Origin of the sequence: Candidatus Merdisoma sp. JLR.KK011 (assembly GCF_036941125.1) — a bacterium.
Taxonomy (GTDB): Bacteria; Bacillota; Clostridia; order Lachnospirales; family Lachnospiraceae; genus Laedolimicola.
In genome coordinates this window covers 742390-764688 of record NZ_JAYWSZ010000004.1, presented here as the reverse complement: position 1 = coordinate 764688, position 22299 = coordinate 742390, and the positions used below count along the sequence as shown (strand labels likewise).

General features: G+C 49.2%; 20 protein-coding genes. 14 read left to right on the top strand and 6 right to left on the bottom strand.

Going from position 1 to position 22299, the window contains the following annotated elements; translation table 11 throughout:
- The 4 genes from VV089_RS17540 (at position 1) to VV089_RS17525 (ending at position 4820) form a co-directional block, all read left to right on the top strand.
- Entirely contained in the window at positions 1-1773 is a 1773-nt protein-coding gene (locus VV089_RS17540; RefSeq protein WP_334336801.1) for a hypothetical protein, read from the top strand.
- Positions 1774-1777: 4 nt separating this feature from the next.
- Positions 1778-2887, top strand: a complete 1110-nt coding sequence (locus tag VV089_RS17535; RefSeq protein ID WP_334336800.1) for a lactonase family protein — start codon at positions 1778-1780, stop codon at positions 2885-2887.
- A gap of 146 nt (positions 2888-3033) precedes the next feature.
- Positions 3034-3837: a helix-turn-helix domain-containing protein gene (locus tag VV089_RS17530; RefSeq protein WP_334336799.1), complete on the top strand. Its 804-nt coding sequence runs from the start codon at positions 3034-3036 to the stop codon at positions 3835-3837.
- A 44-nt stretch (positions 3838-3881) separates the two neighbouring features.
- Complete coding sequence (locus tag VV089_RS17525; RefSeq protein ID WP_334336798.1) at positions 3882-4820, top strand: ROK family protein; 939 nt, start codon at positions 3882-3884, stop codon at positions 4818-4820.
- A 62-nt stretch (positions 4821-4882) separates the two neighbouring features.
- On the opposite strand, the gene VV089_RS17520 is transcribed toward VV089_RS17525, so the two are convergent.
- On the bottom strand, positions 4883-5632 hold the full coding sequence (locus tag VV089_RS17520) for a DeoR/GlpR family DNA-binding transcription regulator (protein ID WP_334336797.1): 750 nt from the start codon (positions 5630-5632) through the stop codon (positions 4883-4885).
- Between the two features lie 220 nt (positions 5633-5852).
- Here VV089_RS17520 and VV089_RS17515 point away from each other — a divergent pair, with 220 nt between their 5' ends.
- Complete coding sequence (locus tag VV089_RS17515; protein ID WP_334336796.1) at positions 5853-8267, top strand: glycyl radical protein; 2415 nt, start codon at positions 5853-5855, stop codon at positions 8265-8267.
- A 71-nt stretch (positions 8268-8338) separates the two neighbouring features.
- Here the strand turns inward: VV089_RS17515 and VV089_RS17510 are convergent, their stop codons facing one another.
- From VV089_RS17510 to murQ, 3 genes are all read right to left on the bottom strand, one after another.
- On the bottom strand, positions 8339-8749 hold the full coding sequence (locus VV089_RS17510) for a DUF2871 domain-containing protein (protein ID WP_172541982.1): 411 nt from the start codon (positions 8747-8749) through the stop codon (positions 8339-8341).
- Between the two features lie 183 nt (positions 8750-8932).
- Complete coding sequence (locus VV089_RS17505) at positions 8933-9718, bottom strand: glycyl-radical enzyme activating protein (protein ID WP_172541979.1); 786 nt, start codon at positions 9716-9718, stop codon at positions 8933-8935.
- Between the two features lie 199 nt (positions 9719-9917).
- The gene (gene murQ / locus VV089_RS17500) at positions 9918-10835 is read right to left on the bottom strand and encodes an N-acetylmuramic acid 6-phosphate etherase (RefSeq protein ID WP_334336795.1); all 918 of its coding nucleotides are present in this window, start codon (positions 10833-10835) and stop codon (positions 9918-9920) included.
- Between the two features lie 149 nt (positions 10836-10984).
- Between murQ and VV089_RS17495 the strand changes: the two genes are divergently transcribed.
- The 4 genes from VV089_RS17495 (at position 10985) to VV089_RS17480 (ending at position 14858) form a co-directional block, all read left to right on the top strand.
- Positions 10985-11833, top strand: a complete 849-nt coding sequence (locus tag VV089_RS17495) for a MurR/RpiR family transcriptional regulator (RefSeq protein ID WP_334336794.1) — start codon at positions 10985-10987, stop codon at positions 11831-11833.
- Positions 11834-11922: 89 nt separating this feature from the next.
- Positions 11923-12387, top strand: a complete 465-nt coding sequence (locus VV089_RS17490; protein ID WP_334336793.1) for a PTS system mannose/fructose/N-acetylgalactosamine-transporter subunit IIB — start codon at positions 11923-11925, stop codon at positions 12385-12387.
- 183 nt (positions 12388-12570) lie between these two features.
- Positions 12571-14160, top strand: a complete 1590-nt coding sequence (locus VV089_RS17485; RefSeq protein WP_334336792.1) for a PTS system mannose/fructose/sorbose family transporter subunit IID — start codon at positions 12571-12573, stop codon at positions 14158-14160.
- Positions 14160-14858: an N-acetylmannosamine-6-phosphate 2-epimerase gene (locus VV089_RS17480; protein WP_334336790.1), complete on the top strand. Its 699-nt coding sequence runs from the start codon at positions 14160-14162 to the stop codon at positions 14856-14858. Before VV089_RS17485 ends, VV089_RS17480 begins: the two co-directional genes overlap by 1 nt.
- A gap of 33 nt (positions 14859-14891) precedes the next feature.
- Here the strand turns inward: VV089_RS17480 and VV089_RS17475 are convergent, their stop codons facing one another.
- Together VV089_RS17475 and VV089_RS17470 are read right to left on the bottom strand one after the other, a co-directional pair.
- Complete coding sequence (locus VV089_RS17475) at positions 14892-16172, bottom strand: sensor histidine kinase (RefSeq protein WP_334336789.1); 1281 nt, start codon at positions 16170-16172, stop codon at positions 14892-14894.
- A gap of 96 nt (positions 16173-16268) precedes the next feature.
- Positions 16269-16943 carry a response regulator transcription factor gene (locus tag VV089_RS17470; protein ID WP_172541792.1) on the bottom strand — a complete coding sequence of 225 codons (675 nt, stop codon included), beginning with the start codon at positions 16941-16943 and terminating at the stop codon, positions 16269-16271.
- A gap of 256 nt (positions 16944-17199) precedes the next feature.
- Here VV089_RS17470 and VV089_RS17465 point away from each other — a divergent pair, with 256 nt between their 5' ends.
- The 5 genes from VV089_RS17465 (at position 17200) to VV089_RS17445 (ending at position 22298) form a co-directional block, all read left to right on the top strand.
- Positions 17200-17496, top strand: a complete 297-nt coding sequence (locus VV089_RS17465; protein ID WP_172541793.1) for a nucleotidyltransferase family protein — start codon at positions 17200-17202, stop codon at positions 17494-17496.
- Positions 17483-17884: an HI0074 family nucleotidyltransferase substrate-binding subunit gene (locus VV089_RS17460; RefSeq protein ID WP_172541794.1), complete on the top strand. Its 402-nt coding sequence runs from the start codon at positions 17483-17485 to the stop codon at positions 17882-17884. The genes VV089_RS17465 and VV089_RS17460 overlap by 14 nt, the downstream gene beginning before the upstream one ends.
- 359 nt (positions 17885-18243) lie before the next feature.
- The gene (locus tag VV089_RS17455) at positions 18244-18822 is read left to right on the top strand and encodes a hypothetical protein (RefSeq protein ID WP_334336788.1); all 579 of its coding nucleotides are present in this window, start codon (positions 18244-18246) and stop codon (positions 18820-18822) included.
- A 109-nt stretch (positions 18823-18931) separates the two neighbouring features.
- A complete protein-coding gene (locus VV089_RS17450; RefSeq protein WP_172541796.1) occupies positions 18932-21283 on the top strand; it encodes an ABC transporter substrate-binding protein in 2352 nt (783 codons plus the stop codon).
- Between the two features lie 130 nt (positions 21284-21413).
- On the top strand, positions 21414-22298 hold the full coding sequence (locus tag VV089_RS17445) for a carbohydrate ABC transporter permease (protein WP_334336787.1): 885 nt from the start codon (positions 21414-21416) through the stop codon (positions 22296-22298).
- Position 22299: the final 1 nt, after the last annotated feature.

Below are 22299 nucleotides of genomic sequence, written 5' to 3'. Positions count from 1 at the left end.
ATGCTGAATGATTTTCTGGAGCAGGCAAAGAAGGATGAGCCTGTCTATATTACGGATGTAAGAAACGCATTTGAAAAGGAGGGAACAAGGCCCTTCCATCTGCATGTAACCCTCTATGACGAGAGTAAAAAAAGCTTTCCGCTGTCGCTTCCCGAGACCAGAAGCCGGGAGGAAGAGGCGTTCGCGGCTTCTTATGTCCACGCAATGATTTACAACATCCTCTCTTCTCTGGGAGCAGTGAAGATCGAGATCTATACGGATGCTGAGGATGAGAAGGCAGCAGCTCTGGCAGAGGGGCTGGATGAAGTGTTTCAGACCAAGGCCTCAAAGGCAGAGAGAACCGGCTATGGAAAGAGTCTGAATGTAAACGAGCGCATATTGTCCGTGCTCCTGAAAGGGAAATATTGCTTCCGGTTTGAGCGTAAAGACGTGTCAGAAGAGAAGCCTGTGGAAAGTAAAACCCAGGAGACAAAGGGAGAGGCCGTCTTTGCCGCTCTGCCGGAGCTTGCCAAGGATAAGATGCTTTTGGGAATTGATATCGGCGGAACAGACATTAAGCTGACGGCAAGCGTAAAGGGCGCTCTGGCAGTGTACAAGGAGTTCGACTGGTTTCCGGCCGGCTTTGAGAGGGCTGAGCAGCTGATAGATCCGGTGCTGATGCTCACAAGGATGATGTGCGCGGCAGCCAGCCTGGAGGCATCGGGCAGAGGCGCAGAGATAGATAAGGCTGCTTTTTCCAAGGACGCTTCCTTTGAAGCTATGGAACGCGGGATTATAAGTATGGAGCAGGCGGCAGGAGAGGGGCTTCGTAAGTTCGACGCTATCGGCCTCAGCTTTCCGGACGTGGTGATTCAGAACCTGATTGTCGGGGGAGAGACTTTTAAGACAAAGGGCATGAGAGAAAATAAAAAGCTGGATTATGAAGAGCAGTTTGGGAAAATCTCTGTGCTCTGTGAGGACTTGAAGGCATTTGTGACAGAGGACGGAGCGGTGATGAATACCAATGACGGCCCTATGGCGGCTTTTACGGCTGCAGTGGAACAGGCGTGGGCAGGGGAGGACGTGTCCAACGGATTTTTTGCCCATACTCTGGGAACGGAGCTTGGAACAGGCTGGGTGCTTCCGGACGGATCGATTCCGGAGATTCCTCTGGAGGTTTACAACTTTATGATTGACCTGGGAAGCTGTGTGCAGAAGCAGTATCCCTCCAATGACGTGCGGAGCATCAACAATTACAATACGAATCTTCCCGGCACGCTGCAGAAGTATACCTGCCAGTCAGGAGTATTCCGCCTTGCCATGAAATATCTGCCGGAGGAAGAGCCGGAGATTTACCAGGAGGCTCTTGAGCAGGGGCTGTTTGTCTGGGACGGGAATGAGGTGACAGTTCCGACGGAGCCCAAGGATATGCGCAAGCCCTGTCTTGAGTTCTTTATGAAGAAGGCAGGGGAGTCTGAAAGCTGCGGAGAAATTTTTCGGAAGGTAGGAGAATATCTTGCCGTAACCTGGGAGGAGACGGATTATATTCTGAATCCGGCGGCCAAGGAACGCTCCTTGTTCGGACGGCTGGTAAAGAGCCCCGTATGCTTCCGGCTGATGTGCGAGGGGGCAGGACGCAGGAAACCGGATCTGAAGCAGTATGCGGCGGACGGCGGCCTTGCCAATACGGATCTGATGAAGCAGCTTGAGGCCCATCCCGATTATACGGTGGCCCAGTTTGCCCAGGCGGTGGGCGCAATATACTTTGGGTGCCTCGGGCTTAGACAGGAGTAGAAGATTGAAAAATTTTTATTTCTTTACAGGAGGATATACGGAACCCGCAAAGATGGGGTCTGGTGAGGTTGTGCCGGGCAGATGCAGGGGGATTACCTGTTACGCATTTGACGGGGAGACCGGAAGGCTTACGCGGCTGTCGGTGACGCCCTCCGTGTCCAATCCTTCCTATATATTGGTGCATCCTGACGCGCCCTTCCTGTACTGTGTAAACGAATTGAAGGAATACGGGGGAATTCCCGGTTCTACGGTGTCTGCTTATGAGATTGTCAGCAAAACAGGAGAGCTTGCGCTGCGAAGCAGACAATTCACTTGTGGGGCCGATGCCTGCCATCTGGCATTTTCCCCGGATAAAAGATATCTGATGGCTGCCAATTATTCCGGCGGAAGCTTAAGCGTCTTTCCGATTCTTGGGGATTACCGTCTTGGGCATGCCTCTTGTGTGCTCCGCCACAGCGGTGAAGGAGTAAACCGGGAACGGCAGGAGGGGCCCCACCCTCATCAGATGCTTCTTTCTCCCGATGGGAAATATGTCTATGTGCCGGATCTGGGGCTGGACTGTCTTGCAGGATATCGGGGGGATTGGGAAAAGGGCTGGCTGCTGCCCGATGAGCAGCTTACGATACTGGGGATCAAGGGCCAGGGAATCCGGCATGGAGTCTTTGACCGGAAAGGGCGGCATCTCTATGTGATGACAGAGATGGCCTGCCAGGTCAATGTCTATGAATACGAAATGGAATCGGGCTGCGCCCGGCTTGTGCAAACGATATCAGCTATGCCAAAGACTTGCAGGCCTCCTTCTCTGGGAGCGGCCATCCGTCTGCATCCAAAAGGAAAATGGCTTTACGCATCTGTCCGGGGAAGCAACCATCTGGCTGTGTTCCGCATAGAAGAGGACGGAAGGCTGGAACAGATTCAGATACAGGACAGCTTAGGAGAGATCCCCAGGGACTTTATCCTGTCTCCTGACGGGGAGTATCTGCTGGCAGGAAACCAGGATACGGACACAATCTGCGTATTCGGCATCAACCAGGAGAATGGGAAGCTTTCGCCGCTGTATGCGGAAAAGGAAGCCTGCTGTGTCACTGTACTGGCGGCATGGCGGAATCAGTAAGATGAAAAAATCCATCCATGTGTAAAAAAATGGGTGGATTTTTGCTTAACGAAATATATTTTATTTCTAAAGAAAGCATATAATTGACAAACGAAAATACATGTGGTAAGCTATAAACAGAAACCGCATAGGAAAGGAAATATACTATGGACGGTGAGGAGTACAAGCGGATCATCTCTCTCATTCAGGACAGCAGCCCCAAGCTGACTTACTGTGAGTGGTTTGACGAAAACGACAGTCTCTGGGATCACACCCGTCATTCCCATCCTTATATTGAACTTATCTATTACGTAGATGGAAAGGGAAGTGTGGGAATCGGGGATGCGCAGGTGAATTTTTCCCTGTATGATACGATTGTGTACCCGGCGTATGTGGAGCACAGGGACGCGCCTTCGCCGGAACGGAAAAGGGAGATCATCTGCCTCTGGGTGGATATCCCGGAGCTGGTGCTTCCGGGCCCTATTCATCTGAACGAGCGTGAGGGAATGCTTAATAATGCCTTCCGGAACATATATCGGGAGGCCAGGCGGAAAACCCAGGAGCCGGTTCTTCTGGAGTATGCAATCAAGCAGCTTCTGATTATTATTTTTCGTGAATGCTACGAGGCAGACGGCAGAAACCGAACCTTTGAACGGGTGTTGGAATATATTCAGAATCATTACATGGAGAAGCTTACCTTAGAGGAGCTGGCAGGCCTGGAATACATCAGCAAATCCTATCTTTCCCGGAAGTTCCGGCAGCTGACGGGGGATTCGGTAATCGGCTATATCAATGCCATGCGGATTCAGAAGGCCAGCGAGCTTTTGATCAGCACGTCCATGGGGGTGGATGAGATTGGGGCTTTGGTGGGTTTTGATTCGCCCAAATATTTCTGCCGGGTATTTAAAGAGAAGATGCAGGAGACGCCGTCGAATTTCCGCAAGCGGTACAGAGCACAGAGCGGAATATAGAAAAAAGATAGTATGAAATCAGGGGCGGAGCAGAAGGAGGCGCGATGGAGAAGAAATATATATTCGGAATTGATGCGGGCGGTACGAAGGTGGCCTACGGCCTTTTTGACCGGGAGGGGGAGCTGCTAAAGAAGTATCAGCATCCCACCGACATTGAGGCGGACGGGCCGGCCTTTTCGGAAGAGATCATTGCGATGATTCACAAGATCCTGGAAGAGCGCCAGGCATCGCTTCGGGAGGTGGAGGGCGTTGGGATCTGTATGCCTTCTTACATACGCTTTGAGAGCGGATATATTCATATGACTTCCGCCATGGTGAATATTAAGGATTTTGCCATGCGCGATTATCTGGAGGAGCGCCTTGGGGTACAGGTGGTTCTGGACAATGACAGCAATGCGGCTGCCTTGGCGGAGTACCGCCGGGGAGCGGGCCGCGGCTTAAGGAATATGGTTTATATGGCAGTGAGCACGGGAATCGGAAGCGGAATTATCATCAATGGAGACCTGTTCAGGGGAAGCTATGGCTGGGCGGGAGAGAGCGGGCATATGCTGGATACGCCGGACGAGGGAATCATGTGCGGCTGCGGCAATTACGGATGCTTTATGTCACAGATAAGCGGCCGGAATCTTCCGAAGCGTCTGGGCATGCGGCTTCTCCGTGGAAAGAAAAGCCTGCTTGAAGACGCAAAGGTGCGCAATGGAGAGGCGCTGCTTAAGGCAGTACGGGAAGGAGATGAGCTGGCGGGGGAAGAACTGACCCATATGGCCCATCATCTGGCAGTCTGCGTTTACAATATCTACCAGCTCCTCAATATCAATACCTTTGTCTTCGGCGGAGGGCTGACGAGCTTTGGAGAAAGCCTTTTTGGGCCCATGCGTCAGGAGTTTGACCGGTACGATCACATTAAGATGCCGGTGGAATTCCGGTTTGCGGAGCTTAAGAAGGATTTTGGGATTATCGGGGCGGCGGAACTGCTGCTGTAGCATTGCGCAGACGGCGGTGAATAACACGCTGCAGGGCATCAGGAGGGGAGAAGGCAGAACGTTCACCCCTCTGCAAGCTCTACCCGGATCTGATGAGAGCGCAGCGTGTCTGCGTATTCGGGGGCAAGCTGGGAATCGGTTACAATGGTGTCCACCTCGTCGGAGGAGAACATCCTGGCCACGCTGCGCTTCCCGAACTTATCGGAGGTTGTGAGGACAATCACTTTATCCGCCTGCTTTGCCAGAGCCCGGACAGTGCTGCAGCGAGTGTGGTTGATGTTGGAAAAGCCGTTGTCCTCCGTGTAGCCGTCTATTCCCACAAAGATTTTATCCACATAATATTCTCTGGCGCAGAGCTCTGTCACCGGCCCGGTGGTAACCTCGGCTACCGTGTCATAATCACCCCCCAGCAGAATTACCTTTGCACCCGGGGCAGATCCCAGGGAACGGGCAATGTAAGTGGAATTTGTAATAATGGTCACATCATTGACGGCCGCCAGCTCTGCGGCAAAGAGGGCGCAGGTAGAGCCGGATTCAATCATAATGGTCTCCATAGGCTCCACCAGAGAGACGGCCTTTTGCGCAATCTTCTTTTTCTCCAGATAGCGGAAGGACATCCGCGAATTGATGGCGTCCGGGGAAGCCTTGGCGGCGTAGCCGTGCTGGCGGCGCAGAAGCCCTTCGGACTCCAGCTCTTCTAAGTCCTTTCGTATGGTCACAACGGAAAGGCCGAGCTTTTCCGAGAGCTCCTGGACGCTGATTCGCTCCCTTTCGTTCACAATGTCTAATATCTCAAGATGACGTTCTTTCATGGAAAATCCCTTTCTTTTTGATACCTGGCCTTTGCCTGCCGAGGATATCCTATTTTCAATTCATTGTAACACATCCACATCTTTCCACACAACAGATTTTTCAAATGAAATAAGCTTGCGTTTCGAATAAAATCTCATTGACATCCGCAGAAAAGAATGATACTATAATTTTACAAACGAAAATAATTTAGTTACGAACGAAATATTAATGGAGGGCAATATGGAAAATAGAAATCATTTCGGCGCATTGACAGAGCGTATGCAGGCATTCCGGGAAGAAGTCCTGGACGAGAAGCCTTATGTGGATGCAGAGCGTGCCATTCTGGCCACGGAAGCTTATAAAGAGAGCTTAAACCAGCCCCGGGTGATGGCAAGGGCGCTGATGCTGAAAAATATTCTGGAGAAAATGACAATCTACCTGGAGGACAAATCTCTCCTTGCCGGCAACCAGGCAACGAAGAACCGGAACGCCCCTGTTTTTCCGGAATATACCTTGGAATTTGTATTGAAAGAGCTGGATCTGTTTGAAAAACGGGACGGCGACGTGTTCTATATTACGGAGGAGGCCAAGGAACAGATCCGAAGCATTGCGCCCTTCTGGGAAAACAATAACTTACGTGCAAGAGGCGAAGCCCTCCTTCCAGAGGAGGTAAGCGTCTTTATGGAGACAGGCGTGTTCGGCATGGAAGGCAAACTGAATGCCGGCGATGCCCACCTGGCCGTGAATTATGAGCGCCTTCTTGCGATTGGGTTAAAGGGATACGAAGAGAGAACTAGGAAATGTAAGGCAGCCCTGGATCTGACAGATCCGGACAGCATTGATAAGAATGTATTCTACAACGCCGTTCTGATTGTCATAGAAGCTGTCCGGGCATTTGCACAGCGGTACAGCGCTCTGGCAAAGGAACTGGCGGAAAAGGAAACAGATGAGAACAGAAAAAAAGAGCTTTTTGAGATAAGCAGGATCTGTGAGAAGGTTCCTTATGAACCGGCCTCTTCCTTCCGGGAAGCCGTGCAGTCCGTCTGGTTTATCCAGCTGATTCTGCAGATTGAATCCAATGGCCATTCCCTAAGCTACGGCCGCTTTGACCAGTATATGTATTCCTATTATATAAATGATTTAAAGGAAGGCAGGATTACAAAGGAGGAGGCGCTGGAGCTTCTCACCTGCCTGTGGATCAAGACCCTGACCATCAATAAGGTGCGCTCCCAGGCCCATACCTTAAGCTCCGCAGGCTCCCCTATGTACCAGAATGTCACCATAGGCGGCCAGACTACGGATAAGAAGGACGCAGTGAATGAGCTGAGCTTCCTTGTGCTCCAGTCCGTGGCCCAGACAAGGCTGACGCAGCCGAATCTGACAGTCCGCTATCATGCCGGCCTGGATAAGCATTTCTTCGACGAATGCATTGAGGTTATGAAGCTGGGCTTTGGAATGCCCGCTCTGAATAACGATGAGATCATTATCCCTTCCTTTATCGGCTGGGGCGTGAAGGAAGAAGACGCGTATAATTACAGCGCTATTGGCTGTGTGGAAACGGCGGTTCCCGGAAAATGGGGCTACCGCTGCACGGGAATGTCCTACATCAACTTCCCCCGGCTGCTTCTGTGTGTGATGAACAACGGCGTGGATCTCACAAGCGGAAAGCGTTTTACAAAGGGATACGGTTACTTCAAGGATATGGAAACCTATGAGGAGCTGATGGCAGCCTGGGATAAAACCCTTAGGGAAATGACCCGTTACAGCGTTATAGTGGAAAATGCCATTGACAAGGCCTCCGAACGGGATGTGCCGGATATCCTCTGCTCGGCCCTTACGGACGACTGCATCGGACGGGGAAAGACCATCAAGGAAGGCGGCGCCGTATACGACTTTATTTCCGGCCTCCAGGTGGGGATTGCCAATATGGCGGATTCCCTGGCGGCGGTTAAGAAGCTTGTCTATGAGGAAAAGAAGCTTACAAGAGAACAGCTCTGGAATGCAATCCTGGACGACTTCCAGTCGCCGGAGAATAAGAAGATCCAGGAAATGCTGATTCATGACGCGCCTAAATACGGAAATGACGACGATAAGGCAGATCTTCTGGTAGTGGAAGCATACGACACCTACCTGGATGAGATTGCGAAATATCCCAGTACCCGTTACAAGAGAGGCCCCATCGGCGGAATCCGCTATGCGGGAACCTCATCTATCAGCGCCAATGTAGGCCAGGGAATGGGAACCATGGCCACGCCGGACGGAAGAAATGCCTTTGAGCCTCTGGCGGAAGGCTGCAGCCCGGCCCACAATGCCGACAAGAGCGGTCCCACTGCCGTATTCAAATCCATTTCCAAGCTTCGGACGGAAAAGATCACCGGCGGCGTGCTTCTGAACCAGAAAATGACGCCTCAGATGCTTTCCAAGGAAGAAAACAAGCAGAAGCTGGAGATGCTGCTAAAGACATTCTTCAACCGGCTCCATGGATATCATGTGCAATACAATATCGTATCCCGGGAGACCCTGCTGGATGCCCAGGAGCATCCGGAGAGGCATAAGGATCTCATAGTCCGGGTGGCGGGCTACAGCGCATTCTTCAATGTATTGTCCAAGAAAACCCAGGATGATATTATTGAGAGAACGGAGCAGACCTTGTAAAGGGATTTTTCCTATACAATATAAAATGGGGGCTGTTGCAAAATAAGCCATCAGCCCCGTATATCCGATGTCTAAGCAGCACACTTCCTGATTTTCAGCAGGATAAGAACCATCGAGACGCCCATTAAGATGTGGCCGATCCCGGCAATGCCGGAAATAGAGGCGTCAAGTCCCTTGCTCAGCTCGGTGCCCCACACTTGTGTCAAGCCCCTCATAAGGAAGCCAAGACCGGTGATGTTCAGACCGAGCTGATAAGTAAATAAGATTCTGCCCATACGCTGGCCGAAAAAGTGAAATGCTTTTTCGGCCAGCATTAGGATCAGAAAAAAGAACATTCCCAGTACAAAGTAATGTGTGTGCAGAAAGGACAGGTTTGTCTGTCCCTCAAAAGAGCTGAACTTTGTAAATTCTCTATAAAATACTCCAAAAATCATAGCGATAACGGCGTAGACCAAAGCCATATCTGCATATCGTCTGCTCATAATGATGCTCTCCTTCCGTGTTTTCGAAAGCTGTTTTTTGGATTCTTGATAAATGTTTCATTCCGAATATACTTCGTACAACATTGTCCTGCATATAATATACTTTGAGCTGGGATTTGTCAATCAAATGGAACATGTCCACAATAAAAAAGACGGCCCAGCCGTCTTTTGGTGTGAAAGAATTTATCGGAAGGAAGCTTCAAGCCCTTCCTTTAAAAAGATATCCAGATAGGTCTGCAGATTTTCGGGATGGAGCTGCTTTACATCTGCCATTTCATAGGGGATGCCAAGCTGCTCGTACTTTTTTTCGCCAAACTGATGAAAAGGAAGGAGATGAACCTCCGTAATTCCCATCTCCTTTAGAAGCGCAGCCATTCCCGCAGCCGCTTTTTTGTTGGCGTTAAAGCCGGGAATAACGGGAATCCGGGCGGTAACCGGAACCTTCCGGGCAAGGGCGTAACGCATATTTTCCAAAATAATGTCGTTATAGACGCCGGTTTTCTTTTGATGGATTTCCCGGTCACAGTGTTTCAGGTCGAAAAGCAGCAGATCAATGTCCTCGATGAATTCCGAAAATATCTCATGAGAAGCAAAGCCGGTTGTCTCCGCCGCACAGTGGAGGCTGCGCTTATGGGCCTCCTTTAAAAGGGCCGTGGCAAAGGCGTGCTGCTGCAGGACTTCTCCGCCGGAAAGCGTGATGCCGCCGCCGGATTCCTCGTAGAAGCAGCGATCCTTTTCTACCTCTGCAAGCACCTCTTCGATGGTCCAGGCCCGGCCGGTAAGCTTGGGATCGCCGCAGGCGAGAGCCGCCTTTCGGTTGCGGTTCTGGGATTCGGGATTGGAGCACCAGCGGCAGCTTAAAGGGCATCCGGCGAAAAAAATCGTGGAGCGGATGCCGGGGCCGTCGTTGATGCTGAATTTCTGTATATTAAAAATAAGACCTGTTTGAACATTTTCCGTTGTGTGCATAAAAATCTCCTATTTAAAGTTCCGTAATATTCCTTTCAAGACACCCCGTATGAAATCAATTTCCAACCGCAAACCCATGCGTCTGTAAATTGATTTGTGCCTTGAAAGGAATATTACTGTTTCTAGTTTACCATGAAATACGCTGTTTGTAAATGAAAAGAAAGATTTTTAATTTCAAACGAAAACAAATTATCAAACATTAGAAATGTTCTTTGTAAATATCAAGCGCCAGACGAAGATGGCCTTTTGCCTGCTTCAGATATGTTTCTGCCTCCTCTGCTTTGCAGCCGGTGATGCCCATAAAAACAGCATATTTTACATGGTTTCCGGAAGCAGCTAAAAGCTCTAGGGCCTCTTCTTCGCCGCACCCTGCGCATTCCCTTACAATACTGGCGGCACGCAATAGGAGTTTTTTGTTGGAGGGCTGAACATCTACCATTAGATTTTCGTAAACCTTCCCAAGCTTAATCATAACAGAGGTTGAAATCATATTTAAAATCATTTTTTGAGCCGTTCCCGCTTTCATCCGGGTGGAACCGGTTATCACCTCGGGGCCGGTTACGGCTTCTGCGGCAATCCGGGCGTGTCCGGATATCTGAGCGCCGGAAACACAGGAAACAGCTCCGGTGTAAGCGCCTATGGAATTGGCATAATCCAGCGCTCCGATGACGTAAGGAGTCCGTCCGCTGGCTGCCAGCCCGATTACGGCATCTTTTTTTGTGATTCCGGCCTTGATCAAATCGCTGCGTCCCTGCTGGGGATTATCTTCCGTTCCTTCGCTGGATACTCTAAGAGCAGAATCGCCTCCGGCAATAATTCCTTGAACCAGCAGAGGAGAAACTCCGTAAGTGGGAGGACATTCGGACGCATCCAGAACACCCAGGCGTCCAGAGGTTCCGGCTCCCACATAATATAGACGGCCGCCGTCTTCCAGCCGGGAACAGATTTCATTTACCATTTCAGCCAGAAGCGGCAGACATTTTTGGATGGCTGCAGGAACAGTCATGTCTTCCTTGTTAATGGCAGTGAGAATGTCAAGCGTATTCATAGAGTCAATTGTCTGCGTGTGCGGATTTCTTAATTCTGTCTCCAGATTTTTTATGTTGCTTGTATTCATAGAATAGTCCTTTCGTTTGTTTTACAGCTGTTGTTGGCTATTGTACCATTCTGAAATGAAAAATCATAGCTTTTCTAAAAGAATGAAATTTTATTTTGAATTCTGAAAGAAACATGTCATACTATAGAAAAACAAATAAGGAGGCTGCTATGAGTGTATTGATTAAATTAAGGGATTATCGGAATCTTTCCGCAGCGGAAAACCAGGTAAGAGAATATATCTTAAAATATCCAAAAAAGGTTTTGGAATATACGGTGTATGATCTGGCCAGAGAATCTTTTACCTCTCCGGCTACCGTAGTAAGACTGTGCAAAAAAATTGATGTTAAGGGATTTACACATCTGAAGGTTTTACTGGCGGAGGAGATCAAGTATTTTCAAGATATGAAACTTAATCTGCTGGACAGCACAACGATTGAAAAGGACGATACGCCCCATGCCGTCATTGAGAAAATCACCAATATTGCGGTCAAGACGATTGAAGAAACAAGGGTTCTGGTAAATGAGAAGGAGTTTATGAAGGTAGCGCATTTGCTGGAAAAAGCGGTTATTATTGATTTTTACGGGGTAGGCGCATCCCATATTGTAGCAATGGACGGTTTGTTTAAATTTATGCGGATTGGGAAAAATGTGATTACTTATCAGTTTTATGACAGGCAGTATGTACAGGCAGTTAATTCTGATGCAAGTCATGTAGGCATTATTATTTCTTATTCGGGGGAAACAAAAGAAATGCTTCAGATTGCCGGGATCCTTCAAAAAAACGGAACTCCTGTAGTGGCAGTTACGTCCTGCGGAGAAAACTCCCTGAACCGCGTGGCGGATTATAATCTGTTTGTTACGGCAAAAGAAACTGTGTTTCGCAGCGGCGCCATGGCATCCAGAACAGCGCAGCTCTATATTATTGACATTCTATATGCCCTTTATTGTTCTCTGCATTACGACGACACCATCCAAAAAATTCAGCAGACCCGTATTGACTCCGCTGATGTTTCATAATATGAAATAAAATTTCGCAATTATCAAACTTTATTGACACTAACTTTCACATCTGGTAGTTTTGAAGTAGGAAAGGGGGAAATACAATTATGGTTACCATAGCACGAATTGACGAACGCCTTATACATGGGCAAGTAGCTCACGCTTGGAGTGTAGCATACAAAAGCGAGGGCATCATGGTAATTGACAATGAAGCGGCAAAAGACAAATTTCAGATTTCTCTGCTTCAGATGGCCTGTCCCAAGGGTGTGAAATGCATCGTGTGCGATGAGGAAAAAGCAGTAGAGCTTCTGAAAAAGTACGAGAAAAGGAAGATTTTTATCGTCGTTAAGCATCCCTGCGCGCTGCTTTCCATTTGTGAAAAAGGGGTTGAGCTAAAGGAAATAAACGTAGGCGGACTGTATTACAAAGAGGGAAGGAGACAGCTTTCCAAAACCGTTTATGTAGACGCACAGATGGAAGAGGCTTTCAGAAAATTGAGCGGTATGGGGATAAGGCTGGAAAACCGGACTCATCCCACAGATACCAGAGAGGATTTGATGGGACTGCTGTAGGAATCCGGGGTTCGCAAAGTCCAGCTAAGAAATGTCAAGCGCCGTCGCGCAGCGACTTTGAATCAGTAATATCCCTCACAGTGCACAAATCAATTTCCAGACGCATGCTTTCTGCGGCTGGAAATTGATTTCATACAAGTGTACTGGGAGGGATATTACGGAACTGGAATAGGAGGGTATTTTATGAGTACGATTCAAGTGTTGATATTAAGTGTTTTTATTGCGTTCTTGATTTTAGAGAACTATGGGTATGGCTACTGGATGATTTCACGGCCCATTTTTGCAGGCCCCTTAATCGGGCTGCTGATGGGAGATCTGCCTACCGGTCTTCTGGTAGGAGGAAGCGTGGAACTGATGTATATGGGCGTGATTCCGGTTGGCGGAAGCGTTCCGCCTAATGCACAGATTGCCGGTATTCTTTCCACGGTGTTTGCAATTTTAAATGGTGGAAATGCAGAGGTGGGCATTGCGCTGGCCCTTCCCATTGGTCTTCTGGCACAGCTTCTGATTATGTTCGCCTGGAACCTGAATATCATTCTGATCCACAGCGCGGACAAGTATGTGCAGTCAGGTGATGATAAGAAAGTGGAGAGGATGCAGCTCTGCGGACTGATTGTATTCTTTCTGGTATTTTTTATTCCCACCTTTTTGGCCATACAGTTCGGCAGTGAATTCGTGAATTCCGTTGTGGCTTCTATGCCCCAGGTATTGACAGATGGTCTTAAGATTGCTTCCGGTATTCTTCCGGCAGTGGGAATGGCGATGCTGCTGAAGATGATGAATTTTAAAAAATATTGGGCTTTTTTTGCCCTGGGCTTTGTGTGCTCCGTCTATCTGGGGCTGAATGTTCTGGCAGCTTCTATCATTGCCATGTCGCTGGTATTCGCTATGTATACCATGAGGAAAGAAAACGCCGGCGACGGATTTGACGATGACTTTGAGACAGGGGAAGAGGAAACGGCTTCCGGAGAAAGGCGTCTCAGCCAGAAGATATTGAAGAAGGTTTTCTGGCGTTCGTTTTTTACCATGACAACCATCAATTATGAGCGGTACTGTTCGCTGGGATTCTGCTATTCCATGATACCTGCACTGCGGACTCTGTATCCGGATCAGCAGGAGTTCAGGGAAGCTATGATGCGGCATAATGAGTTTTTCAACTGCCATCCCTATACCGGAAATGCGGTTATCGGCGTATCGCTGGCACTGGAGGAACAGCGCGCCGTTGGAAAACCAATTTCTGCAGAAGCGATATCTTCTACAAAAGCAGCTTTAATGGGACCGCTGTCCAGCATTGGCGATTCTGTATTTAAGGCAACCTTTATGACGATCTTTGCGGCAATCGGGGCAGCCCTTGCGCTGGACGGCAATCCGGCGGGACCTTTTGTGTTTCTGATTCCGAATGTGCTGCTGAATGTATGCTCCAGATGGCTGTTTATCCGATATGGTTATGAGCTTGGAACGAATCTTGTGGTTAAAATGAAGGGCAGCAGTATCATTGATAAGTTTGTAGAGGGAGCAACCATTGTCGGCATGATGGTGGTAGGAGCCATGATTGTGGGCTTTGTGAATCTGAATGTGGGCTGTGTGTGGATGATTGGAGAAAAGGAAATTATTCTTCAGGATATTATCAATTCCTTAATGCCAAGCCTGCTTCCCCTTTTGCTGGTGCTGTCCTATTATTGGATTCTGGTTAGGAACAAAAAAGGGATGTATGTTTGTATTATTGCAAGCTTTGCATTAGGAATTGTAGGAAAGGCGGTCGGAATCTTCTGATGAAACAGTGGAGCAGCGTATTGGAACAGATAAAAAATAAATTGATCGTATCCTGCCAGGCAAGAGTCGGATGGCCCATGTACGGAGCAGACATCATGGCGGCCTTTGCAGCTGCCGCACAACAGGGCGGCGCAGCCGGAATCCGTGCCACAGGAGCAGACAATATCAGAAAAATCAAGGAACGGACAGACCTCCCAATCATCGGGATAAACAAGCAGTTCCGGGATGACTGTGAGGTATATATCACTCCTACATATGAAAGCGCCAGAGAGATATTGGAGGTTGGAATCGAAATCATTGCACTTGACGCTACGCCAAGGAGACGGCCGGAGGGTGAATGCGTAGAGGAAATCATAGGCCGGATACGGAAAAATTACCCAGAAGTCCTTATCATGGGAGAAATCTCGACACTTAAGGAGGCAGAGGAAGTTCTTCCTATGGGAGTGGATTTGGTTTCGACTACACTGTCCGGTTATACGAGAGAAAGCCAGGAAGTGCAGACGGTGAATCTGGATCTTATCCGTGGAATTCACTTCATTACAGACATTCCGATTATTGCAGAAGGAAAGATTTCCTCCCCAGACGAGGCAGCAGAAGCGCTGGAGGCCGGAGCTCATGCGGTCGTAGTCGGAACCTCCATTACAAGGCCGGAGATTATAACGCAGCGCTATGCGGATGCTTTGCAGCAGTTTAAATAAAGAAAGCATGGGTACGGCATAAAAACAGTATTTTTAGAGAAGCGGCAGCAGGAGCGTAAAGGTACTCCCTCCTCCCGGCGTATCGCCCACCAGGATCTGTCCCTGGTGGGCTTTTATAATTTCCGAAGCAATAGCCAGGCCAAGCCCGAAGTGGCCTTTCCTGCTGCGCGAGGGATCCGCCCGGTAAAATCGTTCAAAAATGCGGCTCTTTTCCTCTTCCGGGATACCAATGCCGTTATCCGCCACTTGAATACGAAAGGTTTTTCTGTCATAAGCAAGGGAAAGCCGGATGAGTCCCTGGGCCGGTGTATAGCTGACGGCGTTGTGCAGCAGGATAGAAAGCACCTGCCGGATGCGTCCGGGATCACAGCTGCAGGGAGGAAGCGCTTCCTGCGGAAGCTCAATGGCAAGCCGGACAGGCTTCTCGGCGGCTACTGGTTCAAAGGCTTCAAAGGTTTCCAGCAAAAGCGTATCCAGCTCTGTGGGGCGCATTTCCACAGACCAGGTATGAGCCTCCATGCCGGAGAGCAGGAGCATATCGTCAATCAGCCCCGACATACGCATCCCTTCCGACTGAATGGAATCCAGAAAATGAGCCCGTTCCTCCTCGTTCCCACACCGGGAAGCAGAGGCGCAGGAAAGAATCACAGCCAGAGGCGTGCGGAGCTCATGGGAGGCTGCGGCAACAAACTGGGTCTGGCGCCGCTGGCTTTCCTCCAGAGGCCGAAGAAGCTTCCAGGTGAAATACCATGCGAACAAAAACAAAGCAGCGGCAGCCAGTGCGGTGAGAAGCGAAAAGAGAATCCGCTGGGAACGTATCTGCTGTTCCAGTGCAGTGAGAGGCATTAAAATCATAATTTTGAGCATGCCCCCGTTCCGCTCAAGGACAATGGCGCAGCCATAGTAATCCGAGGAGCCGGAAGATTTTGAGGGAAAGTCAAATTCCGCGCAATAGACAGGGGATTCCTCAAAGGAGGAAAATGCAAAGTGTTCTTCAAAATAGCGCCATGCGGCAGCAAAAAGCTCCTCCTGTGAAGAAGACTGGCGGTGAAAGAGCAGAGGAACCTCATTATCCAGAATCTGAATGGAGTAAGTTCCCTGATCCTCAATCCGGGCAAGCTGCTCCCAGGTAAGAACACTGCTTTCAGCAAAGCTGCCGGAAATGTCCTTCATCTCATCCTGAAAGGCGGCAAAGCTGCTGTCCTTCAAGCTTTTTTCGGAAATATAGAGATAACCGCAGGACATCACAGCTAATATGAAGCATGTAATACTGGCGCAAAGGAGAGCCAGACGAAAATGTACCTTGCGAAACATAAAGGCTCCTTCCTATATTACTGCCGGTTTGTTCCGGCACACAAAAGGAAATGGTTACCGGCCGCTCTGTGAGCAGCAGGAAACGTGCATGAGCGGTTACCCGGCTTCCAGACGGTAGCCGATTCCCCGGGCAGTCTTAATGCTGACGGCGCTTCCCACGGATTTTAACCGCCGCCGGAGAAAATGAACGTAATTGTCCAGATTTCCCTCTTCCACATCGCTGTCCATCCCCCAGACCCGTGTGAGCAGGAGCGGGCGTGAGAGGGTCTGCCCGGGATTTCGCAGGAAGGACTCCAGAAGCGTCCCTTCCCGCCTGGACAGGCTGCAGGAGCCCTTGGGGCCGGTAAGTGTATTTTCTCCCAGATAATAAGTCAGATCTCCCAGAGCCAGCTGATCGTCCTGCGTCATACGCCGGGGCCTGCGGGCGATACAGCGAATCCGGGCCATCAGCTCCTCAAAAGCAAAGGGCTTCACCAGGTAGTCATCCGCACCGGAATCCAGTCCGGTTACTTTGTCGTCCAGGGTTCCAAGGGCTGTAATCAGAATCACCGGCGTCTCGTTGCGTGCCTGGCGCATCCTGGCCAGTACCTCCGTGCCGCTGAGCAGGGGGAGCATCCGATCTAAAAGAATCAGATCGTGGATATTTTCTTCTATATAATAGAGGGCCTCCTCCCCGTCCCGGCAGGCATCCACCAGAAAGCCTTCCTTCTTTAGCTGAAAGGCCAGGGATTCATTCAGTTTTTCATCATCTTCTACTAATAAAATTCGCATAAGGACTCCCAAATAAGGTTTACTATATGATATATCCATATTATAACTAAATTTAGCATATAAATCTTTAAGATTTCTCTAAATTTAAAACCGGATTACCAGCATAGGGATCGGCGGATTTTGGATCTGGTTATAATATTGGGAAACAATTACAAGGTCATGTATGCAAAGGTGTTTGACGAATGGAAAAAACTCAGCTATGATAATAGATAGCTTTTTGCAGATACATGGGAACAACAGGGAAAGAGGTCTGTGTATGATAGAAAATACAGGAATCCGGGAAGAAATCCTTTGGGAAATTCAAAAGCTGGCAAAAGACTGTGGGCTGAAGCGGGTGTTGCTTTTTGGCTCAAGGGCCAGAGGCGATTACAGAAAAACCAGTGACATTGATCTGGCAGTTAGCGGGGGGGATGCGGTAAGGTTCTCCCTGGAAGCAGAAGAAGTGATTTCTACGCTGCTCTTTTTTGATGTAGTGAATCTGGACGGACCTGTACAAAAGGAGCTTTTGGAATCAATTCAAAGAGAGGGGAAGATCCTTTATGAAGAAGTATGAAAATTTTTGCCGGGCACTTGAAAATCTAAAGGATATTTATGAATATGAAGAGCCTTATAATAATGTGATCCTCACAGGACTGGTGGCTTTATATGAGATATGCTTTGAACAGTCCTGGAAGCTGATGAAGGAGCTTTTGGAAAAGGAGGGCGTGACAGAGGCCAGAACAGGCTCTCCCCGTCAGATTTTAAAATCCGCCTATCAGGCAGGAATGGTGAGAGAGGAAACTTTGTGGATGGATGCGCTTGCAGCCAGAAACAATGTGGCACATGCCTATAATCAGGCGGTTGCGCTGGATATTGTAAGTCAGACAAAGAAACGCTATTACCCTATGTTTGCTGCGCTTAAGACAACGATAGAAGAAAACTGGAAAGAACAAGAGCAGTAGTTATGGCGGGATTTATACTTGGAAAGCATTTCTGCATCTCAACCTGGGGGAATCTCGTGGAAAGGCTGCCGGCGCAGCGGCAGCTGTCTAAAGTAAATAGAAATGTGTTATGGGCAGTCGAAGACTTAATAGTCAGACTGCCTTTTTATGAAACGGATAAAAGCAGAAGATTTTAATAGGTATAGGAATAATGCGGCTGAGAGGTATTTTAAAATGAAATACGATATCAGCCATAATCTGAAATACTGCGAGTGATAATTTTATAACTTCAGGTAAAAATCAAAAAGTTTTAGAGAAAACTTAGAGACACCTTTGCTACCATACAGTTACAATACAAAAGAAAGATGAGGAGAAAAACTATGAAAAGGAACGTATGGAACGAGATAAAGCTGTTTGCTTTGGCAGGGGTTATGAGCCTGACCCTTTTGGGCTGCGGCGGCAAAGGTGACGCAAAAGAAGAGCCGCCTGTACAGGAAGGACAGCAGGAGGACTTGAACACCGAAGACCAGGAAGCTCCCCAGGGGGAAGAGGAAAAACCCGAAGGTCAAGGAGAAAGCACAGACCCTGACAAACAGGCAGACAGCTCCGGCACGCAGAATGAGGAAGAGGTAACCGGAGAAATCACAGAGCTTGGAGACGGGCAGTTCACCATTAAAAAGTTTCATGAGGAGACAGCGGAGGATGGAAGCGAGATATTGGTTTCTCCTGCAGAGGGAGTCGAAGATGACGGAGGGATGGAGTTTGAAAGCCTGACCGTGCTCTGCAATGAAAATACCCGTATCTATAAGCGGACCATCCGGGACGGAGGAGCCAGCTATGAGGATTCAGAGAGTTCCTTTGATAAGCTGGAAAAGGGCATGGAGGTAAGGTTCAAGGGAAGCTGCGAAGGAGATACGTACCGGGCATCCGAGGTTCAGATTGTAGATGTGATTCTGTAAACCTATATGCACAAAAAGCATGTGCAGATTAAGGAAACACCCTACGGGTATACCTGAATGCACAAAAGCATGTGCGAATTAAGGAAAGTAAGGAGAAACAGAAAAAGTTATGAAAAGATCAAGATTTCAACAAATAACAGCATGGCTCATGCTTGCGTTTCTGCTGCTTGCCAGCGGATGCGGCAAAGGAAAGGATACGGTTCCTCAGGGTACAGCCCCGTCGGGAGATCCGGGAGAACCGGGAGAATCGCAGGCCGAAGGAGAAAAAGAGCAGAGCATGGGACGCTATCTGGAATACCAGATCGAGCTCCCGGAGGAATTCGAGTACGCCGATGCCTGGAATACAAGGGCTGTACAGACCCTGGGGGGCGGAGAAATTGCCCTCCTTGAGGAAAGCCTGGGACTGTATGTATCTGCAGACAAAGGCAAGACCTGGGAGCAGCGCGCCGCTTCCTGGCTGACGGATCTGTCTGCAAAGGAAGCATATATTGCCCATCTTGCGCTGGCTCCGGACGGCTCGGCGGCCGCCATTTACTCTGGAGGGGAAGAGAAAGCAGAAGGAGAAGAGGAAGGCTATCACCCCCAATATATCTATGCAGATCCAGAGGGAACCCCCCTCCCAATCCAGTATACAGATGATAAGGATACTCTGTATGGTCTGTGGTTCGGAAAAGACAGCAGCCTTTACGGCTTCAGCATGCAGGGAAGCGTATACGAGATTAACCGTGAAGACGGCTCCGTCCAGGAGCTGTTCAAGGTAGACGGTCTCACGGACTATGTGTGCTTCACGGAAAGCTATATGGTAATCCTCACAAGCAGAACCGTGGAACTCTATGATCTTGAGGCAAAAACCCTGGCCCCCAGTGACGAAGTGCTTCAAAGCTTTATCTCCGAAGAGACAGATGGAGAAATAGGAACCAATTCAGACAGTCACTTGGTTGTAATGTCTTCCGGAGAAGGAGATGTCATTTACCTGGCTATGGATAAAGGGCTTTACCGGCACATAGTGGGAGGCGCTGTTGTGGAGCAGATTGCAGATGGCAGTCTCAATTCCCTGGGAGATCCCCAAATGTACCTTAGGGGAATGCTTACCCTGCCCGGGGATGAGTTTATGATCCTATACAATGGGCCGCTCTGCCATTACATCTATGATCCTTCCGTGCCGGCAGTACCGGAGGAACAGCTTACTATCTACAGTCTGGAAGATGATTACACGATCCGGCAGGCCGTAAGCCTGTATCAGAAAAAGAACCCCGGTATTTATATCCGCTATGAGGTGGGGATGTCCGGCGGCGACGGTGTGGTTCGTGAGGATGCTGTCAAAAATCTGAATACCAAAATTATGTCGGGAAGCGCTCCGGATCTCATTGTTCTGGACGGACTTCCGGAGCAGTCCTACAAGGAAAAAGGCATCCTTGCAGATCTGACAGAGCTGGAAAAGGGTCTGACCGGAGAAAATGCCTTGTTCCCCAATCTGGTAGACGCATTCCGCCAGGAAGGGAAGCTCTACTCCCTGCCTGTGCGCTTCCGGATACCCTTGATGGTAGGAGATCCGGACACCCTGAAGGGAATCACCAGCCTCGTTTCATTTGCAGATGCCGTGGAGCGGCTGAGACAAGAACATCCCCAAGGGTCCATCTTACGGCAGATTACGGAAGAACAGATCTTATATACCCTCGGTCTGTCCTGCTCCGGCGCGTGGCTTGGGGAGGACGGGAAGCTTGACGAGGGAAAGCTGACAGAATTTCTTACACAGGCAAAACGTGTTTACGATGCAGAGATCGCAGGCTGGGATTCCGCAGAACTGAAGGAAATGCAGCAGCGGATGATGAACCTGTGGACGGAAGCAGACGGCCTTTTGTGGGAGGATTACAGCGCAAGCGCCTCCGGCATATCCGTGGATATCGCCATGGAGGATAGCTATCTGGGAATCGGCACAACCAGGGGCATGAATGGAGACTTTAACATGGTATCCACACTGGCAGGCCAGGAGGATGACATCGACTACGCATCCTACCCGGGGCAGGTACAGGACAGCTTTGTACCCGATACCTGCATTGGAATCTATGCCAATTCCATAGAAAATGAGCTGGCTCTGGATTTCTTCCGTTTCCTGTTTGGCACAGAGCTTCAGGATTTGGATTTGCCGGGAGGACTGCCGATGAACATGGCATCCTTTGAAAAACAGAAAATAGATCCCAATGAGGGAAAAGATAACAGCAGCATTTCCATAGGAGGCGAAGGGGGAGAATCCTTCCATCTGGAGATTCTGTGGGTGACAGAGGAACATTTTCAGCGCATCCATGACATCGTAGACGCCGCAAAGACAGCCAGCCGCAGCGACTCCGTCATAGAACAGACCGTCCTCGAGATCGGCCCCAAAGCGTTGAACGGCAGCCTCAGCGTGGAGGACACAGTAAAAGAAATTGTAAAAAAAGCGGCTATTTATCTGGCCGAATGATATTACGGAACTGGAAAACAGTAATAGCTTTCAAAGTGCACAAATCAATTTACAGGCGCATGGTTTTGTGACTGGAAATTGATTTAGATAAAGGTGTACTTTGAGAGATATTACGGAACTGGAATAAGAGGTGAGGGCAACGAAAAAAAGACAAAAACTCTCCGGAAGCAGAAATGCCTGGATATGGTTTCTGCTTCCAAGCGGAATCGGAGTTCTGCTCTTTGTATGCCTGCCATTTCTGGACGTGGTCCGGCGGTCATTTCTGACCGTCGTGACCCAGGAATGGGTAGGCATTCATAATTACGAGCTTATATTTAAAAACCAGGCATTTCTTCTGGCAGTAAAAAACACCCTGCGCTTCACGGCTGTCTGCCTCCCGATCCTCATAGGCCTGGGCCTGTTCCTGGCCGTACAGCTGAGCAGGCTGCAAAACATCCAGTTTTTAAAGTCCTGCTTTCTGTTCCCCATGGCCATGCCGGCAGCCGCAATCGTACTGGTGTGGCGCATGGTATTTTCCAAACAAGGCTTTTTGAACCTCTTGTTAAACAGCCTGCATTTGATACCTGAGAGCGGCCCTGTGGATTACATGGGCACAAAAGCGGCTTTCTGGGTTCTGGTATTCAGCTATGTGTGGAAAAATCTCGGCTATACCATTGTACTCTGGCTGGCCGGAATCTTCTCCATCCCCGGGGACATACTGGATGCGGCCCGGGTGGACGGAGCAGACGAGCGACAGTGCTTCTGGAAGGTAATATTTCCGAATCTGAAGGGAACCCTCTACACCATCACCGTACTTTCCTTTCTGAATTCCTTCAAGGTATTCCGGGAGGCATATCTGGTAGCAGGTTCCTATCCCCACGAGAGCATGTACCTGCTGCAGCACCTTTTCAACAACTGGTTTGTAAACCTGGAGCTGGACAAAATGGCTGCAGCCGCAGTCTGTGTGGGAACCGTGCTCTTTATATTCATTCTATTATTACAGAGATTCTGGGATAAAGACGGAAAGGAGGCATAAG

What these genes read in the sequence shown, in the direction of transcription:
- VV089_RS17540 (WP_334336801.1), top strand. Translation starts at nt 1, where the DNA reads ATGCTGAATGATTTTCTGGAGCAGGCAAAGAAGGATGAGCCTGTCTAT.
- VV089_RS17530 (WP_334336799.1), top strand. Translation starts at nt 3,034, where the DNA reads ATGGACGGTGAGGAGTACAAGCGGATCATCTCTCTCATTCAGGACAGC.
- VV089_RS17525 (WP_334336798.1), top strand. Translation starts at nt 3,882, where the DNA reads ATGGAGAAGAAATATATATTCGGAATTGATGCGGGCGGTACGAAGGTG.
- VV089_RS17520 (WP_334336797.1), bottom strand. Translation starts at nt 5,632, where the DNA reads ATGAAAGAACGTCATCTTGAGATATTAGACATTGTGAACGAAAGGGAG.
- VV089_RS17515 (WP_334336796.1), top strand. Translation starts at nt 5,853, where the DNA reads ATGGAAAATAGAAATCATTTCGGCGCATTGACAGAGCGTATGCAGGCA.
- VV089_RS17510 (WP_172541982.1), bottom strand. Translation starts at nt 8,749, where the DNA reads ATGAGCAGACGATATGCAGATATGGCTTTGGTCTACGCCGTTATCGCT.
- VV089_RS17505 (WP_172541979.1), bottom strand. Translation starts at nt 9,718, where the DNA reads ATGCACACAACGGAAAATGTTCAAACAGGTCTTATTTTTAATATACAG.
- murQ (WP_334336795.1), bottom strand. Translation starts at nt 10,835, where the DNA reads ATGAATACAAGCAACATAAAAAATCTGGAGACAGAATTAAGAAATCCG.
- VV089_RS17495 (WP_334336794.1), top strand. Translation starts at nt 10,985, where the DNA reads ATGAGTGTATTGATTAAATTAAGGGATTATCGGAATCTTTCCGCAGCG.
- VV089_RS17490 (WP_334336793.1), top strand. Translation starts at nt 11,923, where the DNA reads ATGGTTACCATAGCACGAATTGACGAACGCCTTATACATGGGCAAGTA.
- VV089_RS17485 (WP_334336792.1), top strand. Translation starts at nt 12,571, where the DNA reads ATGAGTACGATTCAAGTGTTGATATTAAGTGTTTTTATTGCGTTCTTG.
- VV089_RS17480 (WP_334336790.1), top strand. Translation starts at nt 14,160, where the DNA reads ATGAAACAGTGGAGCAGCGTATTGGAACAGATAAAAAATAAATTGATC.
- VV089_RS17475 (WP_334336789.1), bottom strand. Translation starts at nt 16,172, where the DNA reads ATGTTTCGCAAGGTACATTTTCGTCTGGCTCTCCTTTGCGCCAGTATT.
- VV089_RS17470 (WP_172541792.1), bottom strand. Translation starts at nt 16,943, where the DNA reads ATGCGAATTTTATTAGTAGAAGATGATGAAAAACTGAATGAATCCCTG.
- VV089_RS17465 (WP_172541793.1), top strand. Translation starts at nt 17,200, where the DNA reads ATGATAGAAAATACAGGAATCCGGGAAGAAATCCTTTGGGAAATTCAA.
- VV089_RS17460 (WP_172541794.1), top strand. Translation starts at nt 17,483, where the DNA reads ATGAAGAAGTATGAAAATTTTTGCCGGGCACTTGAAAATCTAAAGGAT.
- VV089_RS17455 (WP_334336788.1), top strand. Translation starts at nt 18,244, where the DNA reads ATGAAAAGGAACGTATGGAACGAGATAAAGCTGTTTGCTTTGGCAGGG.
- VV089_RS17450 (WP_172541796.1), top strand. Translation starts at nt 18,932, where the DNA reads ATGAAAAGATCAAGATTTCAACAAATAACAGCATGGCTCATGCTTGCG.